The sequence below is a fragment of the Colwellia sp. PAMC 20917 genome, assembly GCF_001767295.1.
In the GTDB taxonomy this organism is placed as follows: Bacteria; Pseudomonadota; Gammaproteobacteria; order Enterobacterales; family Alteromonadaceae; genus Colwellia_A.
In genome coordinates this window covers 2,949,743-2,969,959 of the sequence record NZ_CP014944.1, presented here as the reverse complement: position 1 = coordinate 2,969,959, position 20,217 = coordinate 2,949,743, and the positions used below count along the sequence as shown (strand labels likewise).

15 protein-coding genes and 1 pseudogene are annotated in these 20,217 nt (G+C 37.3%); 11 read left to right on the top strand and 5 right to left on the bottom strand.

Annotated features, from left to right (window positions below; translation table 11 throughout):
• Nucleotides 1–729 precede the first annotated feature (729 nt).
• Nucleotides 730–1,272 (top strand): DUF2780 domain-containing protein, encoded by a 543-nt coding sequence (locus A3Q34_RS12805; protein WP_070375709.1) that lies wholly within the window; start codon nt 730–732, stop codon nt 1,270–1,272.
• Nucleotides 1,273–1,403: 131 nt separating this feature from the next.
• Here the strand turns inward: A3Q34_RS12805 and A3Q34_RS12800 are convergent, their stop codons facing one another.
• The gene (locus A3Q34_RS12800; protein WP_070375708.1) at nt 1,404–2,207 is read right to left on the bottom strand and encodes a hypothetical protein; all 804 of its coding nucleotides are present in this window, start codon (nt 2,205–2,207) and stop codon (nt 1,404–1,406) included.
• A 95-nt stretch (nt 2,208–2,302) separates the two neighbouring features.
• Between A3Q34_RS12800 and A3Q34_RS12795 the strand changes: the two genes are divergently transcribed.
• Entirely contained in the window at nt 2,303–2,512 is a 210-nt protein-coding gene (locus tag A3Q34_RS12795; RefSeq protein WP_070375707.1) for a hypothetical protein, read from the top strand.
• On the opposite strand, the gene A3Q34_RS12790 is transcribed toward A3Q34_RS12795, so the two are convergent.
• Entirely contained in the window at nt 2,484–3,101 is a 618-nt protein-coding gene (locus A3Q34_RS12790) for a flavin prenyltransferase UbiX (protein ID WP_070375706.1), read from the bottom strand. The two genes, A3Q34_RS12795 and A3Q34_RS12790, sit on opposite strands and share 29 nt — an antisense overlap.
• Before the next feature lie 2 nt (nt 3,102–3,103).
• Nucleotides 3,104–4,495 (bottom strand): UDP-N-acetylmuramate:L-alanyl-gamma-D-glutamyl-meso-diaminopimelate ligase, encoded by a 1,392-nt coding sequence (gene mpl / locus A3Q34_RS12785; RefSeq protein WP_070375705.1) that lies wholly within the window; start codon nt 4,493–4,495, stop codon nt 3,104–3,106.
• A gap of 167 nt (nt 4,496–4,662) precedes the next feature.
• Between mpl and A3Q34_RS12780 the strand changes: the two genes are divergently transcribed.
• From A3Q34_RS12780 to A3Q34_RS12745, 8 genes are all read left to right on the top strand, one after another.
• A complete protein-coding gene (locus A3Q34_RS12780; protein WP_070375704.1) occupies nt 4,663–5,841 on the top strand; it encodes a YcbX family protein in 1,179 nt (392 codons plus the stop codon).
• Between the two features lie 497 nt (nt 5,842–6,338).
• Nucleotides 6,339–7,577 (top strand): alginate export family protein, encoded by a 1,239-nt coding sequence (locus A3Q34_RS12775; protein WP_231907353.1) that lies wholly within the window; start codon nt 6,339–6,341, stop codon nt 7,575–7,577.
• Between the two features lie 195 nt (nt 7,578–7,772).
• Nucleotides 7,773–8,357 carry an anthranilate synthase component II gene (locus A3Q34_RS12770; protein ID WP_070375702.1) on the top strand — a complete coding sequence of 195 codons (585 nt, stop codon included), beginning with the start codon at nt 7,773–7,775 and terminating at the stop codon, nt 8,355–8,357.
• Nucleotides 8,358–8,472: 115 nt separating this feature from the next.
• Nucleotides 8,473–9,618, top strand: coding sequence for an HDOD domain-containing protein (locus A3Q34_RS12765; RefSeq protein WP_070375701.1), 1,146 nt, complete (start codon nt 8,473–8,475; stop codon nt 9,616–9,618).
• A 335-nt stretch (nt 9,619–9,953) separates the two neighbouring features.
• Nucleotides 9,954–11,168 carry an aspartate aminotransferase family protein gene (locus A3Q34_RS12760; protein ID WP_070375700.1) on the top strand — a complete coding sequence of 405 codons (1,215 nt, stop codon included), beginning with the start codon at nt 9,954–9,956 and terminating at the stop codon, nt 11,166–11,168.
• 105 nt (nt 11,169–11,273) lie between these two features.
• Nucleotides 11,274–12,290: an arginine N-succinyltransferase gene (astA, locus tag A3Q34_RS12755; RefSeq protein WP_070375699.1), complete on the top strand. Its 1,017-nt coding sequence runs from the start codon at nt 11,274–11,276 to the stop codon at nt 12,288–12,290.
• A gap of 125 nt (nt 12,291–12,415) precedes the next feature.
• Nucleotides 12,416–13,885, top strand: coding sequence for a succinylglutamate-semialdehyde dehydrogenase (astD, locus tag A3Q34_RS12750; protein ID WP_070375698.1), 1,470 nt, complete (start codon nt 12,416–12,418; stop codon nt 13,883–13,885).
• A 204-nt stretch (nt 13,886–14,089) separates the two neighbouring features.
• Nucleotides 14,090–14,908: a DUF1338 domain-containing protein gene (locus A3Q34_RS12745; protein ID WP_070375697.1), complete on the top strand. Its 819-nt coding sequence runs from the start codon at nt 14,090–14,092 to the stop codon at nt 14,906–14,908.
• Between the two features lie 150 nt (nt 14,909–15,058).
• On the opposite strand, the gene A3Q34_RS12740 is transcribed toward A3Q34_RS12745, so the two are convergent.
• Nucleotides 15,059–16,699 carry a tetratricopeptide repeat-containing sulfotransferase family protein gene (locus tag A3Q34_RS12740; RefSeq protein WP_070375696.1) on the bottom strand — a complete coding sequence of 547 codons (1,641 nt, stop codon included), beginning with the start codon at nt 16,697–16,699 and terminating at the stop codon, nt 15,059–15,061.
• Between the two features lie 100 nt (nt 16,700–16,799).
• Entirely contained in the window at nt 16,800–19,652 is a 2,853-nt protein-coding gene (locus A3Q34_RS12735) for a TonB-dependent receptor domain-containing protein (protein WP_070375695.1), read from the bottom strand.
• Between the two features lie 239 nt (nt 19,653–19,891).
• On the opposite strand from A3Q34_RS12735, the pseudogene A3Q34_RS20085 reads away from it, so the two are divergent.
• A pseudogene (locus A3Q34_RS20085) lies at nt 19,892–20,193 on the top strand (aldehyde dehydrogenase family protein); the annotation flags it as partial.
• Nucleotides 20,194–20,217 lie beyond the last annotated feature (24 nt).

Here is a 20,217-nt window from a genome sequence, read left to right as displayed (position 1 = left end):
CATAGAGATAACACCATAATAGAGTTATAACTTCAAAGACTCTACTACAAGTAATAGATATAAAGATTTTAGTGAAACTAAAAATACCACTACACCAATTAAAAAAAGTTTTTTTTCTAATAAAAAATAATTCATTGTTCCAGAGTAAATTCAAATAAAAGTTAGAATTAGAAGTAATGAATTAGACCATTCCAAGTAGTAAAACTCCATAAAAACTAGCATTTTCAGTAGACTGAACAGATTTCCACTGAAAATAAACTCTACACTTAATTTCAATAAATATAATTAATTGTAACAAAAGTTACTTTATACGAAAAAAGTCGTGGTATAAATGCTCTATTAAAGTTGTTGCGTTCGCTTTTTCGCTTTGTTATAAATTGCCCCGCGTTAAAGAAGTACACAAATAAAAATAATAATAATAAAAGAAATAACTAAAAAGAAGCTAGTATAAACTAGACCTACAGCGAGCAATTCAAGCCTTACACTTTGTAAGGCTTTTTTATTGCCTAAAGAAAAATATCGCGTTAATACGCCTAACGTACATAGGTAATGGGTAAGTCCTGTAAAGAATAAACGCGCTTGTATAAATAGCTAAACGCCCTTCAAAACTGATTCTTGGGTTGTGAACTCCTGGCAATTTAACCGATATATTTGCTCCTATTAAGCGGCAATATGTCGTACAATTACCCTAATTTATTAATAACTTTTAATCATTACGGAAATCCCCCCATGAAAAAAATTATCATTTTATTAACTATTTCAACATTAAGCAGTTCGGCTATGGCACAGGAAGCTAGCTGGCTTGATAGCTTAAAAAGCTTTGTTGGAATGGGCGAAGTTGAAGAGCAAAGTGTAAAATTGCCAAGCACTGAAGGTTTAGTTGAACAATTAACAAATTCATTAAATGTTAATACTGAACAAGCCGCTGGCGGTATGGGTGCTATTTTTAATTACGTAAAAAGTAATGTTTCAACAGAACAGTTTAGTCAGTTAGCTAAATCATTACCGGGTGTCGATGGACTTGTTAGTCAAATGCCTGATATTAGCGAACTTAGCTCTGGCAAAGGCTTAGGCGGTTTACTTGACAAAGCTTCACAATACAGCGATTCATTAAAGTCTATTAATGATATAAAAAAGCAATTTGAAGCATTAGGTTTAAATCCAGAAATGATCAGCAGCTTTGTTTCTAGTGCTCAAAGCTACTTAGACACTCCACAAGGGCAAGACGCAAAACAAGTATTAACGCAAGGTTTAGGCAAGTTACTCGGGTAACTTGATCTATTAGCGACCAATCGCTGCAGCTAATTTCACTGAATTTACTAAAACATAACTTCAGTGAAATTAGCAAATATTGATCTTTAACGACTCAATATTGATCTTTAACGACTCATTATAGACTGTAATTAATATACGCTAATTACCGCTTCATATAACGGCTTTCCCTTATTATAATCATCAAAGAGCAAAAATAACGAATACCCTACCGACGGTATTTCGATACCATAATTACTCTCATAGGCATCGTCAGGAAAAGACTTTTGAAGTTGTTCAAATGATCCCCCTTGAATAAAATCACCCAAAGCCCAAATAGCTTTTGAATTTGAATTCGCGTTATCGTTAGCGTTTAAAAAGACTTCTTCCAACAAATGAATTTCAACAAGTTCAGTAGCGTTTACCTTTAACATTAAATGTTGGTTATAAATATTAATAGTGACCCCTCTCGGTAATACTATCTGCCCTTTAGCTTCACCAAGTTGCTCTGCAAGGTTATTAACGTTTATCTCTTTGTTTGATACTAGGGCTAAATACGCCTGTGTAATTGCCTCGTTTTGAATCACTTGATCATAAAAAGGCAGCATACGACTTTCTTTATAGTTGCTTTGCTCCATAGAGAAGCCACCCAACGTATATTTCTTTTCATTGGTATGAGAATTTTTACTGGCAATAAAATTTAGTATTAGCACCTTGTCTTGGCTATTTAAGACTAATTGATTCTTTTCATTTAAAGGCTTATCTAACGCTAATTCAGAATAAACGTCCTTTAAAAGTGCTTTTCGACCGACCTTATTGTTGATCTTCCAAGCATTGGCATAGTATTGAGAGGTCACTAACCAAAAGTTTACTTGCTTGGTATCGCAATGCCTTAATATTGGACCAGCGACGATTGCGGGTAATACAGTGACATTTTTAATAGTAAGCCCTCTCAATATCAAAATTTAAAGCATTCAACTGACTTAAAAAACTGTTCGCAGCTAGACTAATTAAGCCATACTGACTTTACAACTAGTGGTGAGCAATAAATATGAAAACAATGTTACTTTTTACACTGATACTTTTTTTATTTTCTTGTGGTTCTGTATCAATGAGCAATGGTCGACAAAAAATTATAATTAATGGTCAATCAGCTCCTTGCGATATTCACCGCAAAGAGATCGATCCCAATTGTAAAACAGAGCATAACAGCCAAACACCACAAGCAAACATTAAAGCTGATACCCCCAGCGCGGAATAATCGCTTGTTCAATACCTAAATGATCCAACATTCTGCCTACCATAAAATCAATTAGATCATTAATCGACTTAGGGTGATGATAAAAGCCAGGTGCCGCTGGCATGACAGTTACGCCCATTTGTGAAAGTGTCAGCATATTTTGTAAGTGTATAGTAGAAAAAGGTGATTCTCGTACCACTAAAATCAACTGGCCTCTTTCTTTAATAACAACATCGGCTGCACGCTCAATCAAGTTGTCACTCATACCTAAGGTAATAGCGGCTAATGTGCCGGTTGAACAAGGACAGACAATCATTTTTTTAGGGGCTGCAGAGCCTGAAGCCACGGGGGAGAACCATTGTTCTTTGCCAAAGACTGTGATTTGTGAAGGTTTTGCTTTAAATTTTTCACTAAGAAATTGAGTGGCACCGTCAGGGGAGCCCGGTATTTTAACGCCAACTTCTGTGTCAAGAACAACTCGTGCTGCGCTTGAACATAAAACATAAATTTGTACATTCGCCGCAACTAAACATTCGATTAATCTTAATGCATAGGGAGCACCAGATGCGCCGGTAATTGCGACAGTAATTTTTTCTCGAAACTCGTTCATAACTATCCTTTCTTTGCTAATTGATCTAATATTTTTTGGTGAATATTGCCAAAACCACCGTTACTCATCACGACGATAGTATCGTCTGCTTGTGAATTGTTAACGATATGACTCACTAAAACATCTATATCTGTCTCAACAAAACACGGCTGTCGGCATTCTTTAATCAGTGTATTTACTGACCATTGCACTTGCTCGTCTTGAAATAAATAGACAACGTCTGCTTGCGCTAATGATGCTGGGAGAGTGTCTTTATGAACACCTGATTTCATGGTGTTTGATCTTGGTTCTAATACCGCGATTACGCGACATGATTGATCGCCTTCACCGTTAGCACTTACATTCGCTCGAACACCGGCTAACGTTTTAGCAATAGCGGTAGGGTGATGGGCAAAGTCATCAAATACACGCACCTTCCCTACTTCACCGCGCAGCTCTAAACGCCTTTTGGTATTAATAAACTCGGCCAGTGCATCAATAGCAACATGGCTAGGAACGCCGGCATGTCGAGCAGCGGCAATAGCCATTAAACCGTTATCGATATTAAAATCACCAATTAAATTCCATTTTACTGTGCCTTGTATTTCATCCTTAAAGTAGACAATAAACTCACTACCATCGCCGATGAGTTTTTCCGCATACCAGCCGGCTTTACTAAATTCATTGTCGACACTAAATTCGGTGGGTGTCCAACAACCTTGCGCTAAAGTTTCAGTGATGGCTGATTCATTTTTGGGTGACAACACTAGGCCGTTACTTGGCACCATACGAATAAGATGATGAAATTGGCGTTGTATATCAGACAAGTCATTAAAAATATCAGCGTGATCAAACTCCATGTTATTAATCACTAAGGTGCGCGGACGATAATGAACAAACTTAGAGCGCTTATCAAAAAAGGCGGTATCGTATTCATCGGCTTCAATGATAAAAAAGGGGGCGTCACCTAAACGTGCCGAACAATCGAAATTTTGTGGTACACCACCAATTAAGAAACCTGGTTTCATATGGGCATACTCTAGGATCCAGGCAACCATAGAGCTGGTGGTAGTTTTGCCATGAGTACCCGAAATAGCGATGACCCAACGGTCTTTTAAAACATTATCTAATAACCACTGCGGGCCAGACGTGTAGGCGATATTTCTATCGAGTACGTATTCAACCATAACATTGCCGCGTGACATGGCGTTGCCAACAATCACTAAATCAGGCTCATCTTTTAAATGTTCTGTTAAATAGCCTTGTTTTAACTCAATACCTAATTGTTCAAGTTGTGTGCTCATTGGCGGATAAACATTAGCATCGCAACCTGAAACACGATGACCCAGCTGTTTTGCAATAGCGGCGATACCGCCCATAAATGTGCCGCAAATACCTAAAATGTGAATATGCATGTTATGTCCGTTAAGGCTTGGTTACCTTGGCATTGCTGTGGCAACCAGTAATAAAAATAAGATCAAAATAATCTCTGATAATATACCTGATAAGAAAGTAAAAAGGCATTGCAATGCCTTGTTAATTTAGTAAGTATGCATAGCCATACTAAATTAAAGGATGCGACGTGCGATCACCTTCACTACAATCACTTCATATTTACCCAATTAAATCGGCTGCTGGTATTTCATTATCGACTAGTTGGGTTGATGACTTGGGCTTGAGCCTTGACCGCCGTTTTGTCATAACAGATAAAAATGGCCAATTTATAACCGCTCGCACTGAACCAACACTTTGCCTTATTAAGGTTAATTTATCTGCACAGGGCTTAATATTAACCGCTCCAGATATGCCAGCGCTGCATGTACTTTATCAAGAATTGTCACCCACCTATAAAAAAGTAACGGTATGGCAAGATGATATACAAGCACAGTATGGCCATGAAAATTTTGACTTATGGTTCAGCCAATTTCTAAAAAAACCTTGCCAGCTTCTTTATTTTGGTCACAAATCACAGCGTTTAGTTAGCAAAAGCCATAAAAAAATCGCTTTTGCTGACGGTTATCCACTATTACTTACCTCTCAGGCCTCACTCGATGATTTAAATAACCGGCTAATTCAACAATCAATCCCTGCGATTACCATGAAACAATTTAGGCCTAATATTGTGGCTAACCTCTGCGATGCCTACGCCGAAGACACTTGGCAGCATATTCGTATTGGCGAGGTTGAATTTGAAGTAACCAAGCCTTGTTCTCGTTGCATTTTCACTACAGTGAACCCTAACAATGCCGAAAATCATCCACAGCAAGAACCGCTAACAACCTTAATAAACTACCGACAAGTGGCTAGTGGAGATGTGATGTTTGGGCAAAATTTAATTGCACTTAATCAAGGGAGTATTCAGCAAGGTGATGAAATTGTTATTTTAAAGAAGCAAACTGCACCTATATTTATACCCAAACCAACAAAAAAAACAGCTAACAAAAAAACGACTGCACAAACCAGTGTTAACAAGGAGCCAAAAAAAATGCGTAAAGGAAAAGTTAATTTAAACTTTGAGTCATGGAACAAAAACGTTATTGGTAACACAAAAGACTCTATTTTAGAACAAGGTGAGTCAGCAGGAATGCTACTACCCTATTCATGTCGTGGTGGCATGTGTGGTCGTTGTAAAATAAAACTAATAGATGGTGATGTTAGACAATTAGCTAACGACGGTTTAAGTGACGACGAGAAAGAGCAAGGCTTTGTTTTAGCTTGTAGCTCAGTGCCACAATCAGACTTAGTGTTAGCAAAAAAATAATAAGCAACTGCTCTTATTGAAAAGAATAATACCCGATAAACCTTCGATACATATAGCCTAACGTGACTAAAGTGAGCTGCAGTTGATACCGTTCACTTTTTAACGGCTCGCCTTTTTTTATAACTCACTTTGTCTGAACAAGCTTTGATAAGCAGATATGCTTTACTTTAGCGCTGAGATAATTCAATCCTCTTTACTATATTTTATCTGCTGTATATCTAGCATTTTATGATTCTACTTTTAATCCCCTCTAGCAGTATCACGCTGATGTTTGATGTAAATCAACAATAAAACAGCTGCATCATTAGACAAAATCACAACTTGATTTAAATCAAACTTTGCATTTTGACAAAGTGACAAAATCAGCCCTTTAATGAATTCTCAAGAAATAAAAACTTAACCATATTAAATAACTCCACTGTGTGTGGCCTCCTTGTTTGGTCGCAATAACGTGTATTGAGCCGCAAGACACATACATAAAAATAGATAGGATATACATGATGAAATTTACGAAAACAAAATTATCACTGGCTTTAATTGCCAGCTCTATTATTTCTGCGCCTTTTGCAATGGCAGACGATGCGGCATTCAATTCAGGTATTAAAAAAGCGCTTACAGACAGTAAAGTAAAGGTGAGTTTACGCGTCCGTTATGAAGGTGTTGATGAAGAAGGCGCAAATGGCGCCACAGATAAAGATGCAACAGCGTTAACAGTAAAGTCTCGTCTGACCCTACAAACAGGCGATTATAAAAGCTGGTCGCTAGGCCTTGAGGTTGATAATGTAACCGCCATTGTTGATGATTATAATGACTTAACCTTTGATTACTCTGGCAGTGATGCTGTTGTTGCTGACCCTGAAATAACCGATGTTAACCAGGCTTTTTTACAATACCGTAGCGGAAAAGTTAAATTAACAGCAGGTCGCCAACGTATTTTACATAATAACCAGCGTTTTATTGGTGGTGTTGGCTGGCGTCAAAATGAACAAACCTATGACGGTTACCGAATTGAATATACCGCAAGCGCTGCACTTTCCCTTGATTACAGCTACATCTATAACGCAAACCGCATTTTTGGCGATGACAAAAAAGGTGACAATCTTTCTGGTGCGTTTCATTTTGCTAATGCTACCTACAAAATAAATACCGGACACAAAATATCAGCATTTGCTTATGTATTAGACTTTGATAGAGCACATGCAATGTCTTCAAGTACCGTCGGCGCACTTTACAAGGGTAAATTTGGCGCGGTAAGTGTTAACTTAAGTGCAGCAATACAAAGCGACGCCGGTGATAACGCCGTAAATTACAATGCTAACTACTACAATGCTGAGATAGCGACTGACTTAGGTCAAGTTACATTACTAGCAGGCATTGAGGTTTTAGGCAGTGATAACGCTAAAGCAGCATTTAGCACACCTTTTGCGACCTTACATAAATTCCAAGGTTTTTCAGACAAATTCTTAAATACGGGTAGCAGTACTGGCATGCCAAATGGTGTTGAAGATACATACATTAGCGTTAAAACAAAATTGGCCGGAGTTAAGTTAGCGGCAACATTCCATGACCTAGCGGCAAATGAAGGCAATATAGATTATGGTACAGAATTAGATCTTGTCGCCGCCTATACCTTTAAAAAGGATTACGACTTACTGGTAAAATTTGCCCGTTACAGTGCTGATGAATTGAGTACGGATACCAGCAAACTATGGATACAAGTTGCAACTAAGTTCTAGAAACTTACGCTTGAACATCATCTTAATTAAAGGCTGTTACGTAAGTATCAGCCTTTTTTATGTGGGGTGTCTGTTATGTTATTAAAAAACCAACAAAAACAACAGCAAAGCAGCAAAGTAGAAATATATAATGAATTGTCAATGATGAGCGATTAGAATAGCCGCGTTTATTATCTTCCTACCCAAGGGACTATTTTGTTATTGATGCTCGACAATTACGACTCTTTTACTTTTAATTTAGTACATTACTTCCAAGCATTAGGGCAAGAGGTCGTCGTTGCACGAAATGACCGAATAACTTTAGCTGAAATTAGGGTACTATCACCCCAGTATATTGTTATTTCTCCAGGTCCATGTTCTCCAAATGAAGCGGGATTATCATTAGAGATAGTTAAACACTTTGCCGGTAAAGTGCCAATTTTAGGTGTTTGTTTAGGTCATCAGTGTATTGCACAACACTTTGGTGCAAGTATTGAAAAAGCACTTGTCGTGATGCATGGGAAAACAAGTAGAATAAAACATAACGAAAGTGGCTTATTCCATCAATTAAATAACCCTTTAACTGTGACCCGCTATCATTCATTAATTGTTAATAAAGACACTTTACCTGATTGCCTTGAAGTAACGGCTTGGAGCAAAGATGAACAGGGTAAAAACAATGAAATTATGGCCTTAGCCCATAAAACATTGCCTATTGTCGGTGTACAATTTCATCCTGAATCGATTTTAACGGAACAAGGTATGATGTTACTGAAGAACTTTATTACTCACTGCAAGTAAAACAAAAAAATTAGCGTCAGGCGATCACTCTCATTTGTCATCATTCATACTTTTGTGTATGTCGCCGATAAAGACTATTCAAGTTCAACTTTATTGGAAAACACCCTATTAGCTCATGCAGATATTTGAAAACAACGACCTAGTCGCCCCAATATATAAAAGAGCGATGAGCTTAATGATCAGTAAAGGCTTTGCTGAAAAGCAAAGTGGAAAAGTGTCTGTTGCTGTCCATCAAAACAGCGAACAAGCTAATCGCCGCAGAGAATTACTTGCGGTTGAAGAAGAAGCAAATAAAAATAAAATCATTCAGGCCCACGGAGAAAGTTTCTTTACTGAGCAAGTCATGACTAAATTTTTTACCCATGTGACCACTGAAGTAAACAAAAAATTTGATAACAAAGAAAATCTCTACAACAAAATATTAAAAATTGAAGATGCCATTCCCAGTATTATGGAAATACTGTCAGTGCGCGCCGCTTCGATTAATCGTATTATTCCTTTAGCTAAATCATTACCTTGGTTAGCAAATGAGCTAATTAATCTGGTCAATAAACCACAGTATCGTAAACGGGCCGATGTCCAAGTTACTGACGCAAGTTTAGCATTAAGTTATATCGGCTTAGACAATTTAAAATTAGTCATGCCAACCTTTATGCTCAAACATTGGTTACCTAATAGCACGGCTCCTTACACGTTAATGAAAAGAAAACTTTGGAATGACAGTTTGGCTGTTGCCATGTCTTCCTCCGTATTGGCTAAAAAAGCAGGTATGGATGAATTTTCGGCTTTTGCTGCTGGCATGTTTAGTCACCTAGGACTAATCGCTGTTTCTCGCTGCTTTTTAACCACTTACAGTGAGTTACATACCGCAGAATTAAAAGCTGCTTACGAGAATAAAGATAAAAAACTTCATGATACATTAGTTGCCTTTGACGCTTCACCAGACTTATTAATCGAACAGCTAATAACACGCAGTAGCAAGATATCAGCAGATTTAGTGGAGTTGATGCGTCTAGACCGCTTGCAAATTACCGAAGCTATATTTGATCTTGCCTACACAGAAACATTAGAAAAAATGTGCCCATTAGCGCAAATAGTCACCAAAGCAAAAGCGTATGTTGCTTTTAGAAGCTTAGCTAAAGATGATTTAATCAGTAATGATGAAGCTAAGTTACTGTTAACAACAGTACGAATCACGCCACAAGAGATCAATTTATTAAAGAAAAGCGACATTGATCACATAAAATTAAATTTTAAATAATTTTTGATTAATTATGAAAAGTTTACCTATTGTTAATAACCCACTGTGTTCGTTACCTAACGAGCAATTCCGTTAGTAAGCCTATAAAAGTCTCTTTATATAGTTATGCATCTATACTGAATAAAACATGGCAAGCCTTTGTTTTATAAGGTCTGTAGTCATTTTGAGCAAGACAGTACTTGTTTTCTCTGTCATACTTAGCGCCTAATTTTTAGCTTCATCATTTTTATGTCTGCTGAAAAATAAACTAATATAAGGTTTTTACCTGCTGAGCTATTTTGCGGTAATGCCAAGATACACTGCACAGCAGTGTTTAATAACTTGAGGTGTGAACAATGACTAACCATTTTCCTGTAGACCGTAAATTATTCGATGACGTAATGGTACCTAACTATGCGCCGTCAACGGTAATCCCTGTACGTGGTAAAGGCTCTCGTGTTTGGGATCAACAAGACCGTGAATTTATTGATTTTGCTGGCGGCATTGCGGTTAACTGTTTAGGCCATTGTCACCCAGCATTGGTTGGCGCATTAAAAGACCAAGCTGATAAAATTTGGCACTTATCAAACGTAATGACGAATGAACCCGCTTTACGTTTAGCTAAAAAAATGGTTGATCATACTTTTGCAGATAAAGTTTACTTTGCCAACTCGGGCGCTGAAGCAAATGAAGCAGCCCTTAAATTAGCTCGTCGCTGGGCACTTGATGTTCATGGCGCAGGCAAAACACAAATTATTGCATTTAATCAAGGTTTTCACGGCCGTACTTTCTTTACCGTTACTGTCGGTGGACAAAAAGCTTATTCAGATGGTTTTGGCCCTAAGCCTGGTGATATAGATCACGTTGACTACAACGACCTAGAAGCACTAAAAGCAATTATGTCTGATAAAACTTGTGCCATAATGATTGAACCATTACAAGGTGAAGGCGGTTTAGTTTCTCCTACACAAGAGTTCATTGAAGGTGTGCGTGAACTTTGTGATCAACATAACGCTTTACTAATCTTTGATGAAGTACAGACAGGTGTTGGCCGTACTGGCGACTTATATGCTTATATGGGTCTAAATGTTGTACCTGATATTTTAACAACCGCAAAAGCATTAGGTGGTGGTTTTCCAATCGGCGCGATGATAACAACAACTGAACTTGCTAAACACCTTAAAATAGGTACTCACGGTAGTACTTATGGTGGTAACCCATTAGCCTGTGCTGTAGCTGAAGCCGCATTTGATACGGTTAATACGCCAGAAATTTTAAATGGTGTAAAAGAAAAAGCAAAACGCTACGTTGCAGGTTTAAACGCAATTAATGCTAAGCATAAAGTATTTAAAGAAATTCGTGGTAAAGGCTTGTTAATTGGTGCGGTACTAACCGAGCAGTATCATGGCAAAGCAAAAGACTTTTTAAACGCAGCTTTAGAAGAAGGTGTTATGACCTTAGTTGCTGGCGCAAACATTATTCGTTTTGCTCCTTCATTAGTTATTCCAGATGCTGATATCGATGAAGGCTTAGCACGTTTTGAAAAAGCTGTTGCTAAACTAGCAAAATAGTCATTGTTAAATTACGTTAATAAAACAATTACACCGTTGAAATTGTGGTTATTTTTCTAAAATAACCACAATTTCATTTTTCTTTGTAAAAAATGAGATCTTTCTATGATTATTATACGCCCTATTCAAGCGAGCGATTATGACTCTTTACATCGTATTGCGATAGAATCAGGACACGGTTTTACATCACTACCTGTCAATGAAGGCTTATTAAAGCAACGTATCGCTCATTCTGAGTATTCTTTCGATAAAGATGTGTCGCACCCGTCTAGCGAAGGTTATCTGTTTGTAATGGAAGATACTGACACGGGTCAGGTTGTTGGTACAAGTGGGATTGAAGCCGCTGTAGGTTTAGAAGATGCTTTTTACCATTATCATTTAGGTAAAGTCGTCCATAACTCTCGTGAGTTAGGCATTTATAATACCGTAGAAACATTGTCACTGTGTAATGACTACACGGGTGCATCTGAAATTTGTACTTTATTTTTGGGTGAGAGTCACCGAAAAAATAAAAATGGCCGTTTTCTGTCTCGTTGTCGATTTTTGTTTATGGCTGAACATCACGAACGCTTTGCAGACAGGGTTATCGCTGAGATGCGTGGTATATCTGATGAAGAAGGACGTTCTCCTTTTTGGAATTGGTTAGAAGAGCATTTCTTTTCGATGGACTTTCCAACAGCCGATTACTTAACCGGTATTGGTAAAAAAGTGTTTATCGCTGAGTTAATGCCAAAGCATCCTATCTATGTCAGTTTATTAAGCAAAGATGCACAAAAAGTGATTAACGAAGTTCATCCTAAGACATTACCTGCCTTGCGATTATTAGAAGCCGAAGGTTTTGCCCGCCGAGGATACGTTGACATCTTTGATGGCGGCCCCACGGTTGAAGCACAAACAGCCAAAGTAAAAACAATTCGAAATAGTGGCAAGTACCAAGTCATTATTGGTGAGACAGATGATAAAGCTAATTTTATTATTTGTAACACGAAAGTTGCAGGTTTTAGAGCTGTTCAAGCAATGGTATCGCTAAGAGCGACTGCTGAACAAGTGTTGATATCAGACGATATCGCTAAAGCACTGCATGTAAATGAAGGTGATTTTGTACGCTTAGTTCGCAATTAACGTAAACCTTGATTCTCTAAGCAATCATTTTATTTCACTGAGCAACGCGCAGTGAAATAATAATTAGTTCGTTAGGTGGGTTTTTCATATCACCTGGTAACGTCGCAAAGTATAAGGACAGAAAAATGTCAAAAGCAATACAATTAATTAATGGTCAGTGGCAAGCAGGTTTAGGTCACGATGTTAGCTCGTTAAACCCAGCAAGAAACACAGTTATTTGGCAGGGAAAGTCTGCTTCTAAAGAACAAGTTGATATTGCGGTAAAAAGTGCGAGAGCGGCGTTTGAGTCATGGGCAGACATGAGCCTAGAAGCACGTATTGCTATTGCTGAAAAATTTGCTGTGCTTCTTGGCGAGAACAAAGAAAATCTGGCAATAACCATTGCAGAAGAAACAGGTAAGCCTCTTTGGGAAACCCGTACAGAAGTTGGCGCTATGATGGGTAAAATAGCGATTTCTGTCAAAGCAAACAATGAGCGAACGGGTACTGTTGAAAACCCAATGCCTGGCGCAAAAGCAATGATACGTCATAAGCCTCATGGTGTTGTTGCCATTTTTGGTCCTTACAACTTCCCTGGTCATTTACCTAACGGTCATATTGTTCCTGCATTAATAGCGGGTAACACGGTTGTATTTAAACCAAGTGAATTAACACCAAAAGTTGCTGAAGAAACCTTAAAACTTTGGCTACAAGCGGGTTTACCAAACGGTGTCATAAATCTCGTACAAGGTGAAGTTGAAACAGGCAAAGCGCTTGCTTCACATCCACAAATCGATGGTTTGTTTTTTACCGGCAGTTCAAATACTGGCCATTTATTACATGAACAATTTGGCGGCCAACCCGGTAAAATCTTAGCTTTAGAAATGGGTGGAAATAACCCACTAATCGTTAAAGATATTAGCGATGTTAAAGCGGTAGTGCATGATATTATTCAATCAGCCTTTGTTACTACAGGACAGCGTTGTACCTGTTCAAGACGCTTATTTATTGAAGCAGGCGAACAAGGTGATGCTATTATCGCTAAGCTTATTGAAGCGACGAAAGCGATTAAAATAGGTTATTTTGACGATGAAGAACAACCTTTTATCGGTTCAATGATTTCTGAAAAAGCAGCGTTAAGTCTTGTTGCTGCACAGCAACAGTTACTAGATTTAGGTGCACAATCATTAGTTGAAATGAAGCATTTAGAAGTAGGTACGGGTTTTATTTCTCCGGGTATTGTTGATGTAACATCGGTTAAAGCTATGCCCGATGATGAGCATTTTGGTCCGTTATTAAAAGTATACCGTTACACAGATTTCGACGCGGCGATCAATGAAGCAAACAATACTTCATTTGGTTTATCTGCTGGCTTATTAAGTGACAGCGAAGATTTATATAACCACTTTTTCCGTAGAATACGTGCAGGCATTGTTAATTGGAATAAACCAATTACTGGCGCAAGTAGTGCGGCTCCATTTGGTGGTATTGGCGCAAGTGGTAATCACAGAGCAAGTGCATTCTATGCAGCTGATTACTGTGCTTACCCAGTAGCCTCTGTTGAAGCACCTAAAGTGTCATTACCAGCAACATTAAGCCCAGGCTTAAGTATTTAGGCACATCTAAAGCAATGTACGCTAATAAGTTAATAATCAAAGCTGGGCTTCGTCCCAGCTTTTTTAAGAATATAGATCAAATCTAGCCATTCAGCCTGAATAGTTAGTAGTGACTCGCATTCTCATAAATCCTTTTAAAATGAACGCCTCTCTTTAACTATTCATTAGTCACTAATTTTACCAACTCCTACTACGGATATTTACATGACAAATATTAATTCAATTCAACACCAGCAAGTTACTGACTTGTTCGCTAACATTTGGCAAAACTATATTGAAGTTACGCCTTCTGCCGATAAAATTCATCACTTACTTAGCTCAGGAGGCGATTTAATCAACGATCATGTTGCTTATCGAACCTTTGATAGTGCGAAGGTAAATTTAGATAAATTAGCCGCTATCTTAATAGCGCTAGGTTATAAATATTCTGGTGAATATGACTTTTCAAGCAAAAAACTTAATGCAAAACATTTTGAACACAGTGATGCTAGCTTGCCAAAAGTTTTTATCAGTGAATTACGCGTCAAAGAATTTTCAGTTAATGTTCAAAACATTATCGAAAAAATGGTTAGTGCTATAGACGATGAGAAAGTTGCCCAGAGTAGTTTCTTGTATTCTGGTACGCATTGGCAAGTAAGCAAAGCAGAGTACCAAACTTTGTTAGCAGAAAGTGAATATGCTGCTTGGGTGGCTGCTTGGGGTTACCGTGCAAACCACTTTACGGTCAGTATCAATCACCTAGATAACTTTTCGACTATTGAAAAAGTAAATAGCGCCGTTAAAGCAGGTGGGTTTTTATTAAACACTACTGGCGGTGAAATCAAAGGCGACTCAATCGTTAAACTTGAACAATCGTCGACCATGGCAGATAAAGCTATTGTTAAATTCTCAGATGGAGAAGCAGAGATCCCTAGCTGTTTTTATGAATTTGCTAAGCGATACCCATTAAATTCTGGCGAGCTATATGCTGGTTTTGTTGCAGCTTCTGCAGATAAGATATTTGAAAGCACCAACGCTGCTTAATAAAAAATAACTAGCCTGAACATTTATAACGTGTGATTGATTATCAATTATAGTCAATCACTTTTTTAATCATCTCCAAACGATAACTACGTTAGTTGTTATTTTCCCTTTCATGTTGGCTCTAGTTCAATAAAGGCTATGACTAAAAAATCAAATGAATTTTTCGATTATAGTTTCATAATTTTTCCAGCGTTGGGAAGAGCTTTTATATAGTGGCTGTCTAACTTGCCAAACACTTGCTGTTTTTACTTGATTCTTCACCTCATGAAAATGTAAACATTCATTCTGCCACGGTAAATCAAGAAAATTTAACATACCTCTAATGTGTTCTTCTGGAGAATTAATCAGCTCATCATAAATAAACTGATGAATATCATCACTAAATAATGAATTCCAATGATTCATTAATTTCTCTTGTTGTTTATAAAAATGTACTATATTTTCTATTTTTGTTGAGTAAGGCATGGATTTACCTAAACGAAGGAAATATACCGACAAACAATTATCTAGCATATTACGTTGAGTCCAAATGATTTTAGCGTTTGGCATCAATGCTTTAATTAAGCCCAGGTATAAAAAATTATCGGGCCGTTTGTCTGTTAATTGTACACCTGTCTTGTGATGTTTTTTTATTTCATCTTCATATGCCTTAAGTAATTGTTTTTTGTTTTCACTAAAATGGTCAGATGTATTAAAAGGGTAATTAGGATAATTGCAGCTCATACTTCTATGAAAAAACTCTTGCTCTCCACCATTACTAATATGAGAGTGAGCGGCTAATATTTGCTCGCATAATGTTGATCCAGATCGAAACATGCCACAAATAAAAATGGGGGGCTTACTAAGAGAAGTTAATGTTGGAGCCTCAAAAGAATCGAACCAATTTTTATTGAATACATTAATTGTATTGTCTATATATTGCTCATATTTTACAGGATCATATAGAGGTAAAGTTTTTTGATCAAACTCATTAGCGAGCTGGTAATACTGAGATGCTAATGAATATTCGGTACAGTCGTCGTAAGACTTACCGAGTGCATAGGCAATATTTATTTTATCAATTGCATCAACAGTAGATGATTTAAATACGGACTCCATCTTACTGATTAAGTCATCATCTTTTGTTTTAAATTTGTAAATATCGGCTTGTCTTGCAAGTGCATCATAATTTTTAGGGTTTTTAGAAAATGATAATTTAAACATTGACTTAGCTTGTTCTTTATTTCCTAATTGCTCATAAATGTTACCTAAATTATAGAGTAATAGATCTTGATCGGGATATTTATTTATGCCGAGAGTCAGAATTTCAATTGCCCTTTCTGGCATTGATAAATGTTCGCTATAAATTATTGCTATATTTAAGTAAATTTCATAATCATCATCAATCCCTAATTCTAATGCTTTTTTATAAAACGTGATGGCATTATTAAATTCGCCAGAAAGCTTTAAATAATAAGCACAATTAAATTGTATCGTGGCGTTTTCTGGCTGTTTCCTTGCTAATCCTAACTGAAGAACTGAGATATCTTTCCATCGGTTTTGATGACTATAAAGATCAACTAATAGCTTAATATAATGTTCAGACATCGGCTGAAATTCAATTAATGCCGTTAAGTATTTTTCGGCTAAGTTAAAATCTTTGCTAATAAATCCAAGTTTAACCATCAATTGATGGGCATCAATGTTAGTAGGAGTGTCTAACAATATTTGATCTAAGACTTTTCGCCCCTCTATTAATTTATTTGAATTTAACAGCTTTAACGCATAGCTAACGGATGATTTTGATTTCATTTTTGATGTTCTTGTCTATTTAAAATTTAATTATTATGAAAGTGATATAAAAAAAGCGGCTTACTTTTCAGTAGCCGCTTTTTTAGTTAATCAGATTTAATTAAAACTGAAATGATACGCCTGCGTGTAAGTAACGACCTAATTGATCGTAAAACGCGCCTTGACCTAGAGCACCACCAGTTAGTGGTCTTTCTTTATCAAGAAGGTTATTAATACCTAAACGTACAGTGATGTTATCGTTAACCATATAACGGCCAGCAACATCAAGGTAGGCTTGTGCGCTAATACCACCATCTGCAACTAAAAGTTCATCAACTGTTTCATCGTATTCAACTTCGCCGTAATAACGTAATTTAACATTTAAACCATAGTCATCTTTGTCGAAGTTAGCATTAACTACGCTTCTCCACTCTGGTTGAGGGAAACAATTACTATTAAACATACCAGAACAATCGTAAGTAGCCGTTTCATCACCTGGTAATGGCGTGTATTCTTTAGTCATCATAAATGTTGACATCATAGTTACACTAAAATCACCACCTAAAGCTTCAGTGCGGTAGCCTGTAGAAATATCAATGCCTTCCCACTTACGGTTAGCTAAGTTAATGCTGGTCGCTTGAATAGAACCAGCCTGTCCCTGCCAAAGGTTACCTGTAGGAGAACGTGTAATGTTATCACAAAAAGCTGCATTACCCGTTGTAGCACATTGATCTATCGTTAGTTCTTCACCGATAGCACCAATAACTTGTTCAATTTCAATTGACCAGTAATCAATAGAGAAATCAATATCGTCTGAAATTTGACCAACAATACCAAACGTGTAAGTATCTGCAATTTCTGGACTTAGTTCTTTGTTACCACCAGTTACAGAGTTATATTGATTTGCAGGGCTTGCTGATACATTTCCGTACTGATCAGCAGTTACACCCGTATTAGCACATTGTGCTGCACTAAACGCAGGTGTTGCTCCAGCACAATTATCTGTACCACTCCATAAGCCAATACTTTGAACAGCAAATAATTCACCAATGTTTGGTGCACGTACGGCACGGTTATAGCCAGCACGAACTTTCCAATCATCGATTGGTGTCCAGTCAAGCGCTACTTTATAAGTAGATTGACCACCAGTTAAATCGTAATCAGAGTAACGGTAACCTAATTCAAGAACTAATGATTCAATCATAGGTGCATCAGCAACTAAAGGAATATTTGCTTCACCATAGATTTCTTTTACTGAAAAACTACCCTGAAGTGGATCAGATGGACCACCCATACCTGTTAATGCGCCTTCAGCAACAATTTGATCTGGTACATATTCAAATTCTTCTTTACGGTATTCTGTACCAACTACTACAGCAATTGGACTATCAGCACCAGGAACAGTTAAATCTAAGTCACCCGTAGCAAAAGCACTAAAGATAAACTGATCTGAGAAAGAACTACTAATAGCTGTAGATGTTAAACCTTTAGCCTGCTCTGGGGTTACACCTTGGTATGTAAATACTTCATAAGGCACACAGCCTGAAATGCTAGCACAATCTGTACCATCACCACTAACCGCTTCGATTACTTTCGGGCGAGATAAATCGTTGATAGAAATAGTAGCATTTGTAGTTGAACCAACTTGTATTGATGCATCATAAGTCCAGTTATCAGATAAATCACCTGCGGTACCTAAAACAATACGGAATGAATCATGTTGAATAATACTAGTACGAGGACCACCTTCAACGTTACGTTTACCAATGTATGCACCAAATTGGTCATCCATACCTAGACCAAATTGATCAGCAAGGTAAGTACGTTGTGCATCTGATACTAGAGGATTAGAAACATCCATAGTGATGTTATCAGCATAAAATGTTCCAGACTCAGCAATTTGTGCTTTAGTTTGGTCACGCATGTACATCAATTCCATGTATGGACGGAATGTATCGTTTATTTCATAGTTTAAGAATGTACCAAAGGTAAACTTTTCATCTGGACGCATGAAATGATTGATTGGTGCATAGTTATATACGTTGTCACTACGATCTTCGCTGAAGCTATTGTCTGGCGTTAGCTTAACCCATTGTTCTTGAGAGTAGTCATAGCCATCAGGACCAATTGGCGCGATGAAAAAGTTAGGAACTACAGCAGTAGAAGAACCATTACATCTTGTACCTGAACTGTGAAGAGCACATGATGAATAATCACGAGCAGATTGACGTAATTCTTTAGTTTGCTTATAAGTAGCAAATGCTACAGCATGACCTTTACCGTCAGCAAATTCTGAACCAGCAGAGATATCTAAGCTAAAAGTTTTGCCATCTATGCCACTGCTGCCTTCAGGATAATCAAAACTTTTATCGTCCATTAAGTCTTGCATGTAACTATTATCGTTATTATGTTGGTAACCCGTTCCATTAACGTCTACTTTAATACCTTCAAATTCGTTATCCATAACAAAGTTAACAACACCAGCAATTGCATCTGAACCATATACAGATGAACCACCACCAGTCATTACTTCAACACGCTTAATTAATGCCGAAGGAATTGAGTTAACATCAGCAGAACCGGAACTGCCACCACCAGGTTGCATACGGCGGCCATTTACAAGTACTAATGTACGATTAGAACCTAAACCACGTAAATCAAGAGTACCTCGACCAGATGCTCCGTTAGCTTCGAAAGCGGTAGAAGCAGCTTCTATTTGTGGTAAATTATTTAGCAAGTCTTCTACACGTGTGAAACCTGCTATTTTAATATCTTCAGCACTTGTTATTGTAACTGGGCTAGATGTTTCCATATCTGCACGTTTGATACGAGAACCTGTTACTTGGATTTTTTCAATTACTTCTTCTGCTTCTTCTTCTGCAGCAAATGTTATTGGTGATGTAACTAAACATCCACCTACTGCTATTGCAGCTAGCGAAAGTTTAAAACTGCGCTTTAAATTAGAATTTTTCATATTAGTGTTTCTCTCTGGACTTATAGTTTAAATATTTATTATTTTAAGTTTTTGAATATTTCAACAAATTGTTACATTAGGTAACAATATCTATCAATTCTGCCTGAATATAGAAATATTACAACCCCTATTACAAAAATGTTTTTGAACTTTTTTCTTAATACCTAACCAACTGTTAACCAATGAAATAATCAATCTATTACACAAACTGCATCCAAATATGTATAGATTTATAGACGCTACAAACAAACAAAAATCTTGCAATAACCATTACAGAAGAAACAAGTAAGCCTCTTTGGGAAACCCTTACAGAAGTTGGCGCGATGATGGGTAAAATAGCGATTTCTGTCAAAGCAAACAATGAGCGAACAGGTACTGTTGAAAGCCCAATGCCTGGTGCAAAAGCAATGATACGTCATAAGCCTCATGGTGTTGTTGCCATTTTGGTCCTTACAACTTCCCTGGTCATTTACCTAACGGTCCTATTTTTCCTGCATTAATAGCGGGTAACACAGTTGTATTTAAAGCATCGCTGATGACTGAAAGAGATCAACCCTTACTCTTT

What these genes read in the sequence shown, in the direction of transcription:
- astA (WP_070375699.1), top strand. Translation starts at nt 11,274, where the DNA reads ATGATTATTATACGCCCTATTCAAGCGAGCGATTATGACTCTTTACAT.
- A3Q34_RS12775 (WP_231907353.1), top strand. Translation starts at nt 6,339, where the DNA reads ATGATGAAATTTACGAAAACAAAATTATCACTGGCTTTAATTGCCAGC.
- A3Q34_RS12745 (WP_070375697.1), top strand. Translation starts at nt 14,090, where the DNA reads ATGACAAATATTAATTCAATTCAACACCAGCAAGTTACTGACTTGTTC.
- A3Q34_RS12765 (WP_070375701.1), top strand. Translation starts at nt 8,473, where the DNA reads ATGCAGATATTTGAAAACAACGACCTAGTCGCCCCAATATATAAAAGA.
- A3Q34_RS12760 (WP_070375700.1), top strand. Translation starts at nt 9,954, where the DNA reads ATGACTAACCATTTTCCTGTAGACCGTAAATTATTCGATGACGTAATG.
- mpl (WP_070375705.1), bottom strand. Translation starts at nt 4,495, where the DNA reads ATGCATATTCACATTTTAGGTATTTGCGGCACATTTATGGGCGGTATC.
- A3Q34_RS12795 (WP_070375707.1), top strand. Translation starts at nt 2,303, where the DNA reads ATGAAAACAATGTTACTTTTTACACTGATACTTTTTTTATTTTCTTGT.
- A3Q34_RS12740 (WP_070375696.1), bottom strand. Translation starts at nt 16,699, where the DNA reads ATGAAATCAAAATCATCCGTTAGCTATGCGTTAAAGCTGTTAAATTCA.
- astD (WP_070375698.1), top strand. Translation starts at nt 12,416, where the DNA reads ATGTCAAAAGCAATACAATTAATTAATGGTCAGTGGCAAGCAGGTTTA.
- A3Q34_RS12790 (WP_070375706.1), bottom strand. Translation starts at nt 3,101, where the DNA reads ATGAACGAGTTTCGAGAAAAAATTACTGTCGCAATTACCGGCGCATCT.
- A3Q34_RS12805 (WP_070375709.1), top strand. Translation starts at nt 730, where the DNA reads ATGAAAAAAATTATCATTTTATTAACTATTTCAACATTAAGCAGTTCG.
- A3Q34_RS12735 (WP_070375695.1), bottom strand. Translation starts at nt 19,652, where the DNA reads ATGAAAAATTCTAATTTAAAGCGCAGTTTTAAACTTTCGCTAGCTGCA.